Source organism: Streptomyces sp. NBC_01237 (genome assembly GCF_035917275.1).
In the GTDB taxonomy this organism is placed as follows: domain Bacteria; phylum Actinomycetota; class Actinomycetes; order Streptomycetales; family Streptomycetaceae; genus Streptomyces.
This window is the reverse complement of the sequence record NZ_CP108508.1, coordinates 309,502-326,020: the sequence shown is the minus strand read 5'-3', so window position 1 is coordinate 326,020 and position 16,519 is coordinate 309,502. Positions and strand designations below refer to the sequence as shown.

Sequence of the window (16,519 nt, the reverse complement as noted above, 5' to 3'; positions counted from 1 at the left end):
CGGCAGAGTCTCCCTGTTATGGTGCGCCGATGTCATCGATCAAGAAATTCCAGGTCACCTTCGACTGTGCGGAACCTGCGCGTCTCGCCAGTTTTTGGTGCGAGGTGCTGGGGTACGTCGTACCGCCGGTCCCGGAGGGGTTTGCCACGTGGGAGGAGTGTCATCGCTCGCGGCCGCATGAGGACCAGGTCGTCTACTTCGCCTGCAGCGATCCCTCGGGAGCAGGCCCGCGTCTGCTCTTCCAACGCGTTCCCGAAGGGAAGGTCGTCAAGAATCGGGTGCATCTCGACGTGCGGGCCGGCACCGGACTCGTAGGTGAGGAGCGCCTTGCCGCACTGGAGGCCGAATGCGCACGACTGGTCGCGCTCGGTGCGATACACGTACGAACGCTGCTTGCCGATGACGACAACGAGTCGTGCATCCACATGCAGGACATCGAGGGCAACGAGTTCTGCCTCGACTGAAGATCCTGCGCGACCGTGAGATCGAGGGCGCGCATGATCCCGCCGGCGGAACGGCCGAGGTCCTCGACCATCTCCCGGTACGTGTCCAGAGACCCGCCGTCCGGATGCGCGAGGGCGGGTTGGGCCTGTTCGAGCGGTAGATCGAGGATGACTTCCTCCAGCCGCTCGGCCTCCTCCGTGTCGCCCTCGGCGATCCAGGGCCACTGTGCGGTGGTGAGGTTGAGGTGGAGCAGCCACGGCCTGTCGTGGTCGCGCTCGCTGAACTCGCCCGCCCGCTCGGCGAGGACCCGCGTGTAGTAGCGCAGGTCCTTGTAGGGCACGCACTCGTACAGGTCGTAGTTCCTGTCGCTGGTGAGTTACGAGTAGTACTCCAGGGCGCCGCCGGAGTTCCCGGAGAACTCGTCCCAGCCCGATCTGGTGGGGGAGCAGTACGGCAGGAAGCCGCAGTGCCACGTGCCGATCATCGCCGTCGTGTACCCGGCTCCGCCCAGGAGCGAGACCGGCGTGGGACGGCTGGGTTCGAGACCGACGGTGGACTTCTCGATGATGGATCCTCCCACCCGGCCTCCGTACGTCCCGGACAGCGGCCGGTGCAGAGACTGAGCCGGTGAGCCGGGTGGGTGAGCACGTCGAGAACCCCGCTCAGCCATCGGTGCATCGCACACCCTGTACGGCGAGCCGATCGAGGTTCTGGGTCCTGACGTGCGGCGACCCGTAGCAGGCGAGACCGGTCCAACCGAGATCGTCGGCGCGTACGCAGAGCGGGTTCGGCCTCTTGGCCCTTCGGTCCGTGGCGGCCCGGAAAGGCCGTTCCTCGGAACCGCCTTTTCCGGGGACCAGCTTGACCACAGCGACGATCGCGCATTCATCTCCGCATGCCCCCTTCTGTGCGTTCTCTGGGAATCCCAGGCCTGCGCGGGGCAGAAGAACGGGGCAATCCGGTCGCTTCCATGACAGAGGTGGGGCCGGATACCCAGGAAACTCCCAGGAACTCTCCGAAAGCTGCGAAGTCCGGTTGGGAGAGTGCAGCCACGCCGACGGACGACGGCACGGGCGAACGTTCACGTTCGCCCTCCCGAACGTGACGTTCGCCGGACCCCTGTGTACGGGTGCCGCGCGAGTGCCGCGTCAAGGCCGGCCGCCCGGCGGTCTCCCGCAAGCCGATCCCCTCCCAGGAGCCACACGTGGCAGCCCTTCTCCATAAACTCGGCCGGTTCGCTCACCGGCGTCGCTATCTCGTGGTCCTGTTGTGGATCTCGCTGCTCACGCTGGGCGGTGCGGCCGCTGCTCAGGCCCCCGCCGCCGGACCCACGTCCTTCGCCATGCCCGGCACTGAGTCCCAGCGGGCCTACGACCTGATCGACGACCGGTTCGAAGGACAGCGGGCCGACGGTGCCGCGGCACGGGTGGTCTTCAAGGCGCCGCAAGGCAGCAGGATCACCGATCCCGCCCTGCGCGACGTGGTCGCAGCCACCGTCCACGAACTCGCCGCCAGACCCGAAGTGGCCCAGGTGACCGATCCGTTCGAGGTCAAGGCCGTCAGCGCCGACCGGTCCGCCGCGTACACCCAGGTGACGTACGAGGTCTCCGGCGCGGAGCTCTCCGAGCAGTCCCGCCGGGCCCTCAGCGACACGATGGCGAAAGCCTCCCGTTCGGGCCTGACGGTCGAGGCCGGGGGCACCGCCCTCAAGGGAGAGCGGGGATCCCACGCAGCCGAGGTCGTCGGACTCGGTGTCGCGGCCGTCGTCCTGCTGCTCACCCTGGGTTCGCTGCTCGCCGCTGGGCTGCCGCTGATCACCGCGCTCGTCGGCGTGGGCATCGGCGTGTGCTCGATCACCGCCCTGGCGTCGACGTTCGAACTGGACTCCACCACGTCGGTGCTGGCCATGATGCTGGGCCTGGCCGTGGGTATCGACTACGCCCTCTTCATCGTGTCGCGCTACCGCAGTGAGCTGGCCGACGGGCGGCTGCCGGAGGACGCGGCCGGGCGGGCGCTCGGTACGGCGGGCTCGACGGTGATCTTCGCCGGTCTGACCGTGGTGATCGCGCTCGCGGGCCTGGCCGTGGTCAACATCCCGCTGCTCACGAAGATGGGTGTCGCGGCGGCGGGCACCGTGGTCCTGGCCGTACTCGTCGCGCTGACCCTGGTTCCCGCACTGCTGGGTGTGGCCGGCGGCCGTATCAAGGCACCGAGGACGCGGAACATGCCGGCGGACCCCAAGTCCACGGACGGCTCCGACCACGGAGGTCACCGGCATCCCGGTGACCGTCACCGCCCCACACACGGGGCATCGAACATGGGAGGCCGCTGGGCGTCGTTCGTGATCCGCCGGCCCGTGGCCGCGCTGGTCACCGGTGCGGCCGTGCTGTGCACACTGGCCGTCCCGGCGGCGTCCATGCAGCTGGGGCTGCCCGACGAGGGCTCCCAGCCGGTGACGAGCACGCAGCGCAAGGCGTACGACCTCATCTCGGAGAACTTCGGCCCAGGCTTCAACGGACCGCTCCTCGCCATCGCCGACGCACAGGGAAGCGACGACCCGAAGCAGGCCGTGGGTGAACTCACCGCCGTCATGAAAAACATCGACGGAGTCGCCACCGTCGGCCCGCCCCGCTTCAACGGCGCCGGGGACACGGCCATGATCACCGTCATCCCCGCATCACGCCCCGGAAGCGCCGGGACGGAAGCCGTGGTCCACGCGCTCCGTGATGCGGGCGGTGACGTCATGAACGACGGCGGCGGCCGGCTGATGGTGTCCGGAAGCACGGCGATGAACGTCGACGTGTCGCAGAAGCTGAACGACGCTCTCCTGCCCTACCTCGCCCTCGTCGTCGGACTCGCCTTCCTCCTCCTCATCCTGGTCTTCCGCTCCTTCGCCGTGCCGCTGAAGGCCGCCCTGGGATTCCTGCTTTCTGTCGCCGCCTCGCTGGGCGCCGTCGTCGCGGTCTTCCAGTGGGGCTGGCTCTCCTCGTTGCTGGGCGTCACCGACCCGGGGCCCGTGATGTCGATGATGCCGATCTTCATGGTCGGAATCGTCTTCGGCCTCGCCATGGACTACGAGGTTTTCCTGGTCACCCGCATCCGCGAGGCGTACGTCAACGGGCGGACGGCCCACGAAGCGATCACCGCCGGATTCCGGCACAGCGCGCGCGTGGTGACGGCCGCGGCCCTGATCATGATCGCCGTGTTCGCCGGATTCATGGGTGCGGACGAACAGATGGTCAAGAGCATCGGTTTCGGCCTTGCCGTCGCGGTGTTCATCGACGCCTTCATTGTGCGGATGACCCTTGTTCCGGCCGTACTGGCGCTCATCGGCGACAAGGCGTGGTGGCTTCCCCGCCGGCTCGACTCCGTCCTTCCGCAGCTGGATGTCGAAGGGGACGGCCTGCGGGTCGAAGAGGAACGCGAAGAACTCGCCGCGCGTGTGCGCAGCACCCATTCCTGACGGTCGAATACGGAGAAAGAGCCCTCATGCCCATCCTGTCGAAGAAGAACACCTCACGGGAACCCCTGCTGAAAGGCCCGGGAACGGTCACCCGTCACTTTCTGGAAGGCGCGGCATCCGTGGCCGTCGCCGTCATGGTGATGGCGCTCGTGGGCTGCATGGCTCTGCGGAGTCTGCACGCCGAATCGATCGGCCCGCCGACTCAGCTGGTGCCGCTGGTCCTCGCCATGGCGGTCGGCGGCTCGCTGACGCTGTCGTCGGCGGGTGGCACACCGGCCGTGGGAGACGAAGCCGCTGGTGGTGGGCTGGGTGGACTCCTCGGAGGCATGGGAGGGGGCGGTGGCATGAGTCCGGAGGTGACAGGAGGCGTGGACCTCATGCCGCTGTCGCTCACGCTCATCGGCTCCGTGGTGCTCGCCACGCTCTTCTTCCGGCCGCTCGGGCGGCGGGGAAGGCCGACCGGGTCCCTGCTCGGCGTTCGCTTCGGAGGGGCGGCCCTCGCCGCGGTGACACTGTTCGCCGTGGTCGCCTCCCGGGCATCCGGAAGGCTGCGATTGCCGGAGTCGGTCATGTCGAACATCGGCAAGGGCAAGGGTGGCGGTCGCGCCGGGGGCTTCGGAATCGGCGATGTGTTGAAGGACGTCGCCGTCGGCGTGGATGCCGGAGCCGTCGCGGTCCAGGGACTGACCTGGGCGCTCGTCGTCCTGCTGATCGGCTGTGTCGTCGCCCGCCGTACCACCCTGCCCCGTGGTCTCGCGACGTCTTCCCACCGGCTCAGGTGGAACCCGGTGGCCTCCGCGGTCGCCGACGTCCATCTGGTGCTGACCCTCGTCCCGCTGCTGCTCTCCGCAGCCCTGGCCGCCGTGGCGCTGAGCGGTCGCGATCTGCCGGGCGGGGCCGGGAAGGCCGTCGGGGGGCTGCTGCTCCTGACGCCCAATCTCCTGACGATCCTCCTCACGTCGGGTCAGGGCTCCGCCTGGCTGGGGACCATGGAGCGCAAACAGGGCACCGGCGGTCTCGGCGGCATGCTCACAGGCCGGGCCGCGGCGGCCCCGGAGCCGGCTCCCCGCGCCAAGAACGTGACGGACATCGCCGTCGCGGGGATCCCCCTGTGGGCCGTCGGGCTGGCCCTGCTGATGTCCACGCTGCTCGTCTGCGGCTATGTGGCCACGGCCCGAACCCCCCGCCCCACCTCGCGTGAGGCCGCGAACGCTCTCCTCGGATTCCACCTGCAGATCGCGGTGCGCATCGCCGTCATCACGTCTGTCTGTACGGTCCTTGTGTCCTGGCTCACCACGGCTTCCGGTGGATTCGGCATCGGTATCATGGGCATGCAGCTGGGAGGCGCCACGGCCGACCTGGGCAGCGACTGGCTTCCGGCCTCTCTCATCGGAGGTCTGCTCGGCGGCGCTGCGGGCTACGGGGGAAGCCATCTCCATCGCCTCCTGCGCCTGCGGCGACCCGTCACGCCTCCCGTCGTGAAGCACCGCCCCGGCCCCAGCCGGTCCGCGCCGGCGGAGCGCGCACGGCCCGAGGCCGCCGCGGCCAAGAACTCGTGAACGCGCCATGAGGCGACCGACTGTCCAGGATGCCGACGATGACCACTCCCTTTCCGACCGCCGGCGGAAATCTGCTCGTCGTCGACGACGAGCAGACCGTCCGGGAACTGCTGCCGACCGCACTGCGCTACGCCGGTTTCACCGTGGACACGGCTGCCACCGGCGCACAGGCCCTGGAGAGGGCGGCACAGCACCCGCCGGACCTGGTCCTGCTCGACGTCATGCTCCCCGACATGGACGGCTTCGAAGTGATCCGACGCCTCCGTGAACAGCCGAACGCGGCCACGACCGAGCGGCTGGGCCCCATTCCCGTGGTCTTCCTCACCGCCCGCGAAGCGACACAGGACAAGGTCAACGGACTCCTGCTCGGGGGAGACGACTACGTGACCAAGCCGTTCGACCTCGAAGAGCTGATCGCTCGAATACAGGCGATTCTGCGCAGGACCATGGGAAACCCCTACTCGACCTTGAAGATGGCCGACCTCGAACTCGACCCCGAGGGGCATCAGGTGACCAGGGGAGGCGTGCCCGTCCGCCTTTCGCCCACCGAATTCCGACTGCTGCACTTCCTTCTCTCGAACCCCGGCAGCACGGTGTCCAAGGCGCAGATTCTCGAACATGTCTGGCGATACGACTTCGGTGGCGATCCCAGCATCGTGGACAGCTACATCAGTTATCTGCGGCGCAAGATCGAAAACGGCGGGCCGAAACTCATCCACACCGTCCACGGGATCGGATACGTGATGCGCGGCCCGCGCACGTGAGGGTGCGCGGAGTGGCATCGCGGATCCGCAGGGCGCTGAACCGGTACTCCCTGCGCACGCGTCTGCTGTTCCTGGCCACGACGCTGCTCGCCGTCGGTCTGGTGACCAACGCGATCTTCGTGAGCGGCGCGCTGAGCGGGTACCTGATGGAGCAGGCCGACACTCGCCTCAAGGTCACCACGCAGATCTGTGCACGGCTGCCCTTCGCCGCGCTGGAAGCCACCCAGGGCGCCGAGCGATTTCCCTCGCAGCGGAGCCACTTCAGCAACCCCGTGCTCTTCTACGTGGACGATCAGGGCACGGTCCTCAACCGGATCCCCCTGCCGGAGAAGCTTCCGCCGGGGGGCGGGCCGGACCTGCCCACCCTCGACATGCACGCCGTCGACGCGCGGAAGGGCGATCCGTTCACCGTCGACTCCCGGAACGGGCCGGGGCGATGGAGGGTCATGGCCGTGCCCTACATCTCGGGCACCATGGCCCGTGCCGATGTCGCCAACCAGCCGGACAACGTGATCGTGGCGGCGTCCCTCTCGCAGGTCGACGACACGGTGAGCGAGATCCGCACGATATCCGCCACCGTGGGCAGCGTCCTGCTCTGCCTCCTCACCTCGGCCGGCTGGCTGGCCGTGCGTTCGAGCCTGCGCCCGCTGACCCGCATTGAGGAGACGGCAGCGGCGATCGCTCACGGCGACTTCTCCCGCCGTGTGCCGACCCTGGCCGGGTCGCGAACCGAAACGGGCCGACTCACCACGTCGCTCAATGGGATGCTCGTGCAGATCGAGACGGCCTTCCAGGCCAGGGAGGAGGCCGAGGCGCGAATGCGCCGCTTCGTCGCCGACGCAAGTCACGAGATGCGCACCCCCCTGGTCGGCATCAAGGGATACACGGACCTCTACCGCATGGGGGCGCTGCCGACGCGCCGGAACGTCGACGAGACGATGGAACGCATCGCCCGGGAGTCCGAGCGTCTGGGCCGACTCGTCGAGGACATGCTGCTGCTCGCGAGGCTCGACGAGAGTACGTACCTCGCCCGGCGGGGGGCCGCCGGGCCGGATCAGTACCCGCTGGAGCTCGCGCCCATGGACCTGCGCACTCTCGCGGTCGACGCCCTGCACGACATCCACGCCATGGATCCCGTCCGGTCCGTCGCACTGACCGGACCGGACGCCGGCAGGGCCACCTCGGCACCCGCTTTGGCGGACGAGGCGCGACTGCGGCAGGTGGTCAGCAACCTGGTCGGAAACGCGGTCAACCACACCCCGCCCGGCAGCGGCATCCGTGTCGGCGTCGGCTCGCTGGACGGCCACGCCGTGATCGAGATCGAGGACACGGGCCCCGGTCTGACGGCTGATGAGCAGAAGCGGGTCTTCGAGCGCTTCTACCGTGCGGACCACTCGCGCAGCCGCACGGCGGGCGGGGGCTCAGGACTCGGCCTCGCCATCGTCCACGCCCTCGTCAGCGCGCATGGAGGCCGCATCGAACTGCGGTCGGAGCCCGGGGAAGGCTGCTGCTTCCGGGTCCTGCTGCCTCGGCTGAGCATCGAGACGCAGGAGACGTGAGAGGCCACCGTCGCCGTACAGCGAAGTGGGCTCGGGGGTCGAACGCGGGGTTCCGTGTCACGTGATCTTTCCGGGACCGGGACCGAGACCGGGACCGGGACCGATGCCGGGACCGGGGCATGAGGGCAGGGCCTCCCGGTCCGACGGAAGCGCCGGGAGGGATTCGGTGCCGAAGAAGCAGCGCGGACCGGGCATAGCCCCACGCCCGTGTCAGCTCCAATCGGTCCGGTAGCCGGGAGGGCGCAACAGGCTCAGCAGCTCGTCGTCCGTCGGGCGGTGAGTGTGGGCGAGGACGTCGCGGAGAAGGCTCACGTCCACAGGACCGTCGTAGCCTCGTACGGTGATCAGGAGGCTTCCCGCATCCTGGTACAGGGCGAGTGCCGGGTCGCTGTTGTCGGTGTCGTGCGTGACCACTCGGCGCAGACCGCGGCCGAGATCCGTGCAGGTCACAATTTTCGTGGCGCCGCAGCTCACGACGTCCAGCGGTTCCGAGCCGTCCTCCTCCTTCCGGTGCATGGCGTACTCGATCATCGGGCCGTCGCCGCCGACCCGATGTCCTTTGCGGAAGGTCACCTTGAAGCTGCCCGCGTCCGCCCAGGCCATCGCATCCGTCTCGTGCCCGATGGCGTCCGGGACGACGAGGGTCTCGGTGGCCCAGGGCAGAGAGCTGGTGAGGTCGTGGAGGTCCCGCCGGTCTTTCGCTTCCCGGAATTCCGACGCAAGCCACAAGTAGGTTCCCCAGCATGCCGTGAGCACGACGACGAGGGCTGCGGCCAGGCGGCGGGTACGGGTCGACACGGCACAAGGATGCCAAGCAGGCGGGAGCGGCTCGGAGCCGGGGTGCCGGCTCCCCGTAGGTCATGGCAGGCGCCACAGAAGTACGGCGTCCTTGTCCGTATCGGTGACGGCGCTCATCAGCCCCGTCGCCAGCGTCTTGCCGTCCGGGCTGAAGGCCACCGCCTCGACGGAGTTGGGGCATGCGAAGGTCGCCGTCTTCCTGCCGGTGACCGTGTCCCATACATGGGCCTTGCCGGCCTGGTCGCCGGCGGCCAGCAGCCTCCCCCCGGGGTGGAACGCCAGCGTGTGCAGCAAGCCTTCCACGCCGTCGAGTTGGACGACCGGCTGCCCGGAGTCGGTGTTCCAGACCTGGATCGTGCCGTTCATGTCCCCGTAGGCCAGGATCTGGCCGCCGGGGCTGAATGCCGCGAACTGCGCGGCCTCGCTGTCCTTGACGGTGGACATGGGGGTGCCTGCCGGGTTCAGGGTGCGCAAGGGCTGGCCGGCGGCCAGCATCTTTCCGTCGTTCCTGAACGCCACCGGGCCGCCGGCCGTGTCCTCGCGGGTGCCGAGTGACGTACCCGAGCTCAGGTCCCAGAGGTACAGGCCCGTGGAGGCCGTCGCCGCCACGGTGTTGTTGTCGTGGGCGATGGCCACGCCGGTGGGCCATCCTTCCTCGCCCTCGGTCTTCGACTTCGGGACGCTGAACGTGTGGAGCGTCCTGCCGGTGGCCGTGCTCCAGATCCGGATCTTGTTCTCCTCCGCCCGCACCACGTACGTGAGGTCCCGGCTGATCAGGGTCGGCTGCAGGAATCCGGGGCTGCCGATGTACGTCGGCGTGACCTTGCGGGTGGTCAGGTCCCAGCGGCAGACGGTGTTGCTACCGGTGGCGCAGAGCGACTTGCCGTCCGTGGAGAAGGCGATGGCGCGTGTGGTGTCCAGCCCCTTGAGGGGTACGTACTGTTGGCTCGGCTCCGGCGGTGACGGACTTGCCGAATCCGACGAACTCGGCTTCGAGGACGGGGAGTCGTCCGCTCCCTCGGCGCCCTGGTCCGTGCCGTCCGCGTCGCCCCTCCCGCGAAGGAAGGCCACCGTCCCCACGATCGCTGCCGCCGTCGCTCCTGCGCCGCCGAAGAGCAGCGTGCGCCGGGACGGGCCGCGCCGCGTCGTGGTGGACGCGGCCGCAGGCGGGCCGTACCCCGGCGGGACCGGTGAGTCGCCCGGGGCCGTGGGTACGTAGGGCCTCTGCTGCGGGCGTGGTACGAGCGCGATCGTGCGTTCCGGGGCGGCCGGCGGGGGTGTCGACGGCGGTCCCGGTATGCGCGGATCGGCGGGAGCTCCGGGCACAGGGCCTCCCGCGAAGCGCTTCGGCAGAGCCGCGACCGACGGGCGTGCCGCCGGGTCCTTGGCCAGGCACTCCGCGAGGAGCCCGCGCAGGGTGCCGTCCACCCCGTCCAGCGCGGGCTGCTCGTCCAGGATGCGCTGGACCACCTCGATCAGTGTGGGCGCGTCGAACGGGCCCCGGCCCGTCGCCGCGAACGCGAGGACCGAACCCAGCGAGAAGACGTCGCTGGCCGCCCCGGCCCGGTCGGCGCGGATCTGTTCCGGCGACATGTACGCGTACGTGCCGATGATGGTGCCCGTCGCGGTGAGCGAGCTGGCGTCGACGGCCCGGGCGATGCCGAAGTCGATGATGCGGGGGCCGTCCTCGGCGAGGATGACGTTGCCGGGTTTGAGGTCGCGGTGGACCAGGCCGCACGCGTGGATGGCGGCGAGGCCCTCGGAGAGACCCGCGCCGAGCCGGAGTACGGCGTCGGGTGCGAGCGGGCCGTCGGTGTCGACGACCTCGTGCAGGTTCGGGCCCGCGATGAACGCCGTGACCAGCCAGGGGGATTCGGCGTCCGGGTCGGCGTCGACGACTTGCGCGGTGTGGAAGCCGCCCACGCGCCGGGCCGCCTCGACCTCGCGTGCGAAGCGCTGGCGGAACTCCGGGGTCGACGCGAGCTCCCGCTTGATCAGCTTCACGGCGACCTTCCGGCCGCCCGGCGACGTACCGAGGTAGACCGAACCCATGCCGCCCTCGCCCAGTCTGCCTTCCAGGCGGTAGGGGCCGACCCATCGCGGGTCGTCGGGCTTCAGCGCGTCCATGAGTACCGTCCGGTCGGAGTTCAGGGGGTGGGGGAGGGGATTACGCGAGCTTCCACAGCTGCACGGCCGGCACCGCGCCGTCGTCGGGGGAGAGCGGATTGAGCGCGGCCGCGAGCGTCCTGCCGTCCGGGCTGAAAGCCATTCCGTGGACCGAGGCCGTGAGCGGGGACTTCGGCGGGCCGCCGACCAAGGTGGCGGTGGTTCTGCCGGTGGACATGTTCCAGAGCGTGACGGAGCGGCCCACGGTGTCGACGCCCTCCATCTCCACGAAGCCCCCGGCGCCCGCGATCACGCCGCCCTTGCCCGTCCTGTCGGGTGCGTACGCCGCTGTGTTCACGTAGTCGTGCCGGTCGGTCAGCGTGCGTACGACGCGGCCGGTGCCGAGGTCGATGATGCGCACGCCGGGGCCGTTGGCGATGAGGGCGGTGCCGTCCCGGGTGAAGCGGACCTGGGAGCAGTTCTTGTCCCCGCCCGCGGGCAGAGCCTTGGTGAGGCGGCCGGTGCGGGCGTCCCACAGCCGGATCATTCCCTCGTCAAGGTCGGCGGCCACGCTGGCGAGCGTCGTGCCGTCGGGGCTGAAGGACACCCAGTGCATGCTTCCGGTGTGCCCGGTGAGCGTGGCCCGGGAGGCGCCGGTGGACGGGTCCACCAGCTTCATGAGGCTGCCGACGCCCACGGCGAGCGTCTTGCCGTCGGGGCTGAACGCCAGGCAGTTGACGCTGTCGTACTCACCTTTGTAGCGGCCGAGCACGCGCCCCGGCGCTCCGGTGCGTACGTCCCAGGTGCGCAGGGTCTGGTCGAAGCCGCCGGTGAAGAGGGTCCGGCCGTCGGGGCTGTAGGCCACGGACAGGATGTTGTCGGTGTGGCCCTCGTACGTGGTGATCAGACGGCCCGCGGCGGCGTCCCACAGGCGCACGGTCCGGTCGTTGCCGCCGGTTGCCACCGTTGTGCCGTCCGGGGAGAAGGCGAGGCAGCTGATCTCGTCCGTGTGGCCCTTGAGCTGGAGGGCCGGCTGGGTGAGGTCACGGGTGGGGGATGGCGAGGGGCGGCTCTTGCTGTCGGTTCTCCGTGCCGGCCCGGGGTCCGGCCACAGCAGGTACGCCGGGACCGCGACCGCTGCGGTGGCAGCGGCGCCGATTCCGCCGAACAGCACGGTGCGTCGGCAAATTGGCCGCGCAGATGCGGGGGTTGTGGAATGCGCCGTTACGGAGAGGCGGTGCAGGAGGTCCGGGGCTGTGGGGCGTGCACCCGCGTCCTTGGGCAGGCAGGAACTCACCACGGCGTGCAGGGTGCCGGACGGGGCGAGGCCGCCCAGTTCGGGCGGTTCGGCCGTGACCCGGTGCAGGATCCCCGGGACGGTCGACGCGTCGAACGGACCACGGCCGGTGGCGGCGAAGACGAGGACCGAGCCGAGCGAGAACACATCGGTGGCCGGAGTGACGTGGGCCGGAGTGCGGATCTGCTCCGGGGACATGTAGGCGTATGTGCCGATGACGCTGCCCGTGTGCGTCATGGCCGTGGCCCCGGGGGCGTGCGCGATGCCGAAGTCGATGATGCGGGGGCCGTCCTCGGCGAGGATGACGTTGCCGGGTTTGAGATCGCGGTGGATCAGGCCGCAGGCGTGGATGGCGGCGAGGCCCTCGGCGAGACCCGCGCCGAGCCGCAGCACGGCGTCGGGGTCGAGCGGGCCGTGCTCGGTGATCAGCTGCTGGAGCGTGGGTCCGGGGATGAACTGCGTGGCCAGCCACGGATATTCGGCGTCCGGGTCGGCGTCGACGACCTGCGCGGTGTGGAAGCCGCCCACGCGCCGGGCCGCCTCGACCTCGCGCGCGAACCGCTCGCGGAATCGCGGAGCCGATGCGAGCCCGGACCGGATCAGCTTGACCGCTACCTGCCGCCCGGACGGTGACGTACCGAGGAAGACCTGCCCCATGCCGCCCTCGCCGAGGCGGCCGTCGAGGCGGTAGGGGCCCACGTGCCGTGGGTCGGACGGGCTCAGCGCATCCACCATGAATTACTCGAATCCCCCTGCGACGGCGACGACTGCCGAAGATCGAACCCCCGGCGGGTCCGATCACGCTCGGAATTGAACCATGCTCATTTCTCGTCGGCCGATCCGATTCCCGATCCGGTGCCGCGCAGGTGTTCTCGGCCCGGCGGTGGCGGCGTGCGAGTCCATGGGGTGGGCGATGCGGTGGTTGAAGTTCCGCGTGATATCGGTCACTTGATGCTCACGCCGGAGCTCACGTGCTCGGCAACGACACCACGGGACCGCGGGACTCGACGGTCAGCGCATCCGTACCGAACCGCATCCGGTGCCGGCCGCCCCGGTCCACGACGGGCGGTGGGGACGCATGGCCGTGGAGGGCCGGCGCCTGGGCCACGAGCACAGGGATGACGTCACCGTGCGAGCAAGCCACCACGTGGCCACCGGGACGGGCGTTGCCCATCGCGATCAGCACCGCAAGGCCCGCCCCCGCCATCCAGGCTCCGCCCAGCGACCGCCGGATCGGGGAGAAGTACCCTTCGGTCCGTTCCCGCGGCTGGTAGGTGCCATCGGGGGGAGCCGGCCCCGGAGCGGTCACCACGCTCAGGCCGAAGGACCGGCCAGCGGCTCCACCGTCTGCACACACCGTTTCGCCGGGCTGGAACGGACCGCATCGATGCCGTCCCGCATGACCGCGACCAGGGAGCCGGCCCGGCTCAGGCCCTGTGGGCGCGCCGACTCCTTGCCCGTCCAGCCCTCACGTGCGACCGACCGGGCACGGGGCACCAGATCCACAATCGACTGGAGGCTGCCCGAAGCACCGATGACCGGCGGCAGCCTCAGGGGCGATGCCGTCACCGCCTATGGGCCGGTTCTCGTTGCACCGGTGCCCGGCTCGTCGGATGCCGATCCGGTGAGCCAGTGCAGGGCGACGGTTCCGAGTGCGGCGTGCAACAGGCTGGTGACCACGGCGACGACATGCAGGCCGGTGACGAAAGCGGTCTTCGCGTTCTGGGCCGCTGCCGCTGCCGCTGCCGGTGCGAGGGAAGGGAGCTGGAGGGTCTCATCGAGGGTGGGGGCAAGGTCCGGGCCCTGGAGACGGAAGAGCAGCGCGGCGAGCGAACCGAGGACCGCGATGCCGAGGGCGTTGCCGATCTCGTTGCTGGTCTCGGCGATCGCGCCGGCCGACCCCGCTCGTTCCGCGGGGACCGCTCCGACCGCGGTGTCTGCGACGACGCTGAAGGAGATGCCGTACCCCACGCCGGCGATCGCCGTCGAAGCGACGTACCAGCCGATCCCGCCCGTGGCCGTCGTGGGAAGCAGCAGCAACAGGCCGGCGGCGATGGAGAAGTGGCAGATGATGAGCGCGGCCTTTTTGCCGATGCGGTCGACGACGGTCGGCGTGACGACGCAGGCGACGGTGAGAACCGCCGCGCCGGGGAGCGCCAGGAGTGCCGCGTGCAGGACGCTCAGGTTCAGTACGGACTGGAGGTGGATGGCCGTCAGATACGCCGTCGCCGACCATGCGGCCAGGGGCAGCAGGCCTGTGATGATCGCGATGGTGAAGACGCGGTCACGGAAGAGCGAGAAGTCGATCAGCGGGATTTCGAGGTGCCGTTGGCGCAGTGCGAAGAACGTCAGCATGGTGACGCCGAGGACCATCGTCGCGATCGGCAGGGCCGACATCCCGTCCGCCGCCAGGTGCTTGATTCCGTAGATCGTGAGCAGCAGGCCGCCGGCGGAGGCCGCGACGCTGAGCGGGTCGACGCGGCCTGTCCCGGTCGCCCGGACCTCGCGGAGAAGGACCGGCGCGAACAGCAGGAATACGGCGATGACGGGGAGGCTGATGAGGAAGACCGAGCCCCACCAGAACCGCCCCAACAGGGCGCCGCCGACGATCGGGCCGATGGCGAACCCGGCTGCGAAGGCGGCGGCGAAGACTCCGATGGCCCGTGCCCGGCGCCGGGCGTCGGGGAACAGCTCGCTCAGCACGGCCAGCGCCGAGGGCAGCAGGGTCGCGCCGGCCACCCCCGTGAGCGCCCGGCAGACGATGAGGAGTTCTGGGTTCGGCGCGAACGCCGCTCCGGCGGAACCGAGTCCGAACACGGTCGCGCCGATCATCAGGAGTCTCAGCCGGCCGTAGCGGTCACCGATGCTGCCGAAGACGACCAGCAGGGAGCCGACGGCGAAGCCGTAGACGTCCAGGATCCACAACGCCTGGTCGGCGGTCGGCGAGAGGGCCCGGCTTATCTGCGGCATCGCCAGGAACAGGATCGATCCGTCCATGGAGACAAGGAGGACCGGGCCGAGGATCACCGCGAGCCCGAGCCAGGGGCGCAGGCCGGAGGCGGTGTGTGCGTGCTGTCGAGTCATGCCGTCGACGGTCCGGGACAGCGCGGTCGACAGCCATCCATGTGCCGTGGGTACACCCGACAGGTACACCCACGGGTCCGGCCGGCCTCCTAGGATCGGGTTCATGGAGAGCCTCGGAACGTTTCTGAAGAGCCGCCGTGACCGGGTCACTCCGGCTGAGATCGATCTGCGTACCTACGGCAGCTCCCGCCGGGTCCCCGGCCTCAGGCGCGAGGAGCTCGCCCAGCTCGCCGGAGTGAGTGCGGGGTACTACACGCGCTTGGAGCAGGGGCAGGCCGAGACCGCTTCCGAGCAGGTGCTCGACGCGCTCGCCCGGGTGCTCCGGCTCGACCGGGTGGAGACCGTCCACCTGCACAATCTCGCCAGGCAATCCGTGAGGCCCGGTCCGTGCGAACCGCCCCACGAGGAGCCTCACCCGCGCGTCCTGACACTCCTGGAGTCACTCGGCGGGGCCACACCCGCAGTTGTTCTCGGCAGACGTGGAGACGTGCTCGCATGGAACCGCACCGGACAGGCACTCGTCGCCGAGCACCTGCCCTACGAGGCGCCACAGGATCCGGAGAGGCGTCCGTCGATCCCACGGCTGTTCTTTCTCGATCCCCACACCCGCGACATGTACCGCAACTGGTCCGAGCTCGCCCGCGTCCACGTCGCCTACCTGCGACTCACCGCGGGCCGGTACCCCACCGACGCCCGACTTGCGGCGCTCATCGGTGAACTCGCCATGCGCAGCGACGACTTCGCCAGGATGTGGGCCACCGGTGACGTCTCCGACTGCACCGTCGGGGCCATGCACCTGCGTCACCCCACCGTCGGCGCCGTGAACGTGGACTACCAGGTGTGGCTCCAACCCGACAGCCCCGACCATCGGGTCGAGATCTACACCCCCCGTGACTCGGCCTCCGCGGATGCGCTGCACGTCCTGAACCAGCAGAACGGCCGGGCCGCCGAGCCGAAGACGACCGCGCGGGCCGGACAGCACTGAATCCATTGGGGACACCCCCGGCAGCTCTGTTCGGTGCATGTCCTCCCTCGGCGGAGCATGCGACTGCCCCGTACCAGGCGACGGGGCAGTGTCGAGGGCCGGAGTCCGGCCGTGGCGCTGGAAGCAGAGGAACAGCGCGGCCACCGGCAGCGTGAAAAGCGTCGCCGAACGCTCCGCGGCCTCTTCCTCGAAGCTCTTCTCCATTGTCGCGACACCTACCGATAGGCCGGTCGACACGGCCGGTTCGGGCTTCAGCTCAGTCGGAACGAACGTCGTGACGGTGAATGTTGCCGTAGCTCTCATGCGTCGACCGTGCCGAGGCGGTCCGACAAGTGAGGCTGGATCACAGCCGGCCTCGGCATCGAAAGACGAACAGGCACCTTGAGGACTATGCCGTTGACAGGACGGAGTGTGCTTCGCCGGGCGGCAGTCAGCAGGCCGGGCATACGGGTGAGGGATG

12 protein-coding genes and 1 pseudogene are annotated in these 16,519 nt (G+C 69.8%); 6 read left to right on the top strand and 7 right to left on the bottom strand.

Features of this window, described 5'->3' with window-relative positions; all coding sequences use genetic code 11:
• The first annotated feature begins 29 nt into the window (after positions 1-29).
• Entirely contained in the window at positions 30-464 is a 435-nt protein-coding gene (locus OG251_RS01575; protein ID WP_326675167.1) for a VOC family protein, read from the top strand.
• Between the two features lie 23 nt (positions 465-487).
• Here the strand turns inward: OG251_RS01575 and OG251_RS01570 are convergent.
• Positions 488-1,322 (bottom strand): annotated as a pseudogene (locus OG251_RS01570) (sulfatase-like hydrolase/transferase); the annotation flags it as partial.
• Positions 1,323-1,648: 326 nt separating this feature from the next.
• On the opposite strand from OG251_RS01570, the gene OG251_RS01565 reads away from it, so the two are divergent.
• Genes OG251_RS01565 through OG251_RS01550 form a run of 4 tightly spaced genes read left to right on the top strand, consistent with a single transcriptional unit; the run spans position 1,649 to position 7,789 of the window.
• Positions 1,649-3,907 (top strand): MMPL family transporter, encoded by a 2,259-nt coding sequence (locus OG251_RS01565; protein WP_326675166.1) that lies wholly within the window; start codon positions 1,649-1,651, stop codon positions 3,905-3,907.
• 26 nt (positions 3,908-3,933) lie between these two features.
• Positions 3,934-5,466, top strand: a complete 1,533-nt coding sequence (locus OG251_RS01560; RefSeq protein WP_326675165.1) for a streptophobe family protein — start codon at positions 3,934-3,936, stop codon at positions 5,464-5,466.
• Positions 5,467-5,504: 38 nt separating this feature from the next.
• The gene (locus tag OG251_RS01555; protein WP_326675164.1) at positions 5,505-6,230 is read left to right on the top strand and encodes a response regulator transcription factor; all 726 of its coding nucleotides are present in this window, start codon (positions 5,505-5,507) and stop codon (positions 6,228-6,230) included.
• A gap of 11 nt (positions 6,231-6,241) precedes the next feature.
• Positions 6,242-7,789 carry a sensor histidine kinase gene (locus OG251_RS01550; protein WP_326675163.1) on the top strand — a complete coding sequence of 516 codons (1,548 nt, stop codon included), beginning with the start codon at positions 6,242-6,244 and terminating at the stop codon, positions 7,787-7,789.
• 210 nt (positions 7,790-7,999) lie between these two features.
• Here the strand turns inward: OG251_RS01550 and OG251_RS01545 are convergent, their stop codons facing one another.
• The 6 genes from OG251_RS01545 to OG251_RS01520 form a co-directional block, all read right to left on the bottom strand.
• The gene (locus OG251_RS01545; RefSeq protein ID WP_326675162.1) at positions 8,000-8,587 is read right to left on the bottom strand and encodes a hypothetical protein; all 588 of its coding nucleotides are present in this window, start codon (positions 8,585-8,587) and stop codon (positions 8,000-8,002) included.
• A gap of 60 nt (positions 8,588-8,647) precedes the next feature.
• The gene (locus OG251_RS01540; protein WP_326675160.1) at positions 8,648-10,714 is read right to left on the bottom strand and encodes a WD40 repeat domain-containing serine/threonine protein kinase; all 2,067 of its coding nucleotides are present in this window, start codon (positions 10,712-10,714) and stop codon (positions 8,648-8,650) included.
• 40 nt (positions 10,715-10,754) lie between these two features.
• Positions 10,755-12,725, bottom strand: a complete 1,971-nt coding sequence (locus OG251_RS01535; protein WP_326675159.1) for a WD40 repeat domain-containing serine/threonine protein kinase — start codon at positions 12,723-12,725, stop codon at positions 10,755-10,757.
• Positions 12,726-12,957: 232 nt separating this feature from the next.
• The gene (locus tag OG251_RS01530; protein ID WP_326675158.1) at positions 12,958-13,197 is read right to left on the bottom strand and encodes a hypothetical protein; all 240 of its coding nucleotides are present in this window, start codon (positions 13,195-13,197) and stop codon (positions 12,958-12,960) included.
• 107 nt (positions 13,198-13,304) lie between these two features.
• Positions 13,305-13,559, bottom strand: a complete 255-nt coding sequence (locus OG251_RS01525) for a hypothetical protein (RefSeq protein WP_326675157.1) — start codon at positions 13,557-13,559, stop codon at positions 13,305-13,307.
• 3 nt (positions 13,560-13,562) lie between these two features.
• A complete protein-coding gene (locus OG251_RS01520) occupies positions 13,563-15,074 on the bottom strand; it encodes an MFS transporter (RefSeq protein WP_326675156.1) in 1,512 nt (503 codons plus the stop codon).
• A 103-nt stretch (positions 15,075-15,177) separates the two neighbouring features.
• Between OG251_RS01520 and OG251_RS01515 the strand changes: the two genes are divergently transcribed.
• Positions 15,178-16,059: a helix-turn-helix transcriptional regulator gene (locus OG251_RS01515; RefSeq protein ID WP_326675154.1), complete on the top strand. Its 882-nt coding sequence runs from the start codon at positions 15,178-15,180 to the stop codon at positions 16,057-16,059.
• The last annotated feature ends 460 nt before the right edge of the window (positions 16,060-16,519 follow it).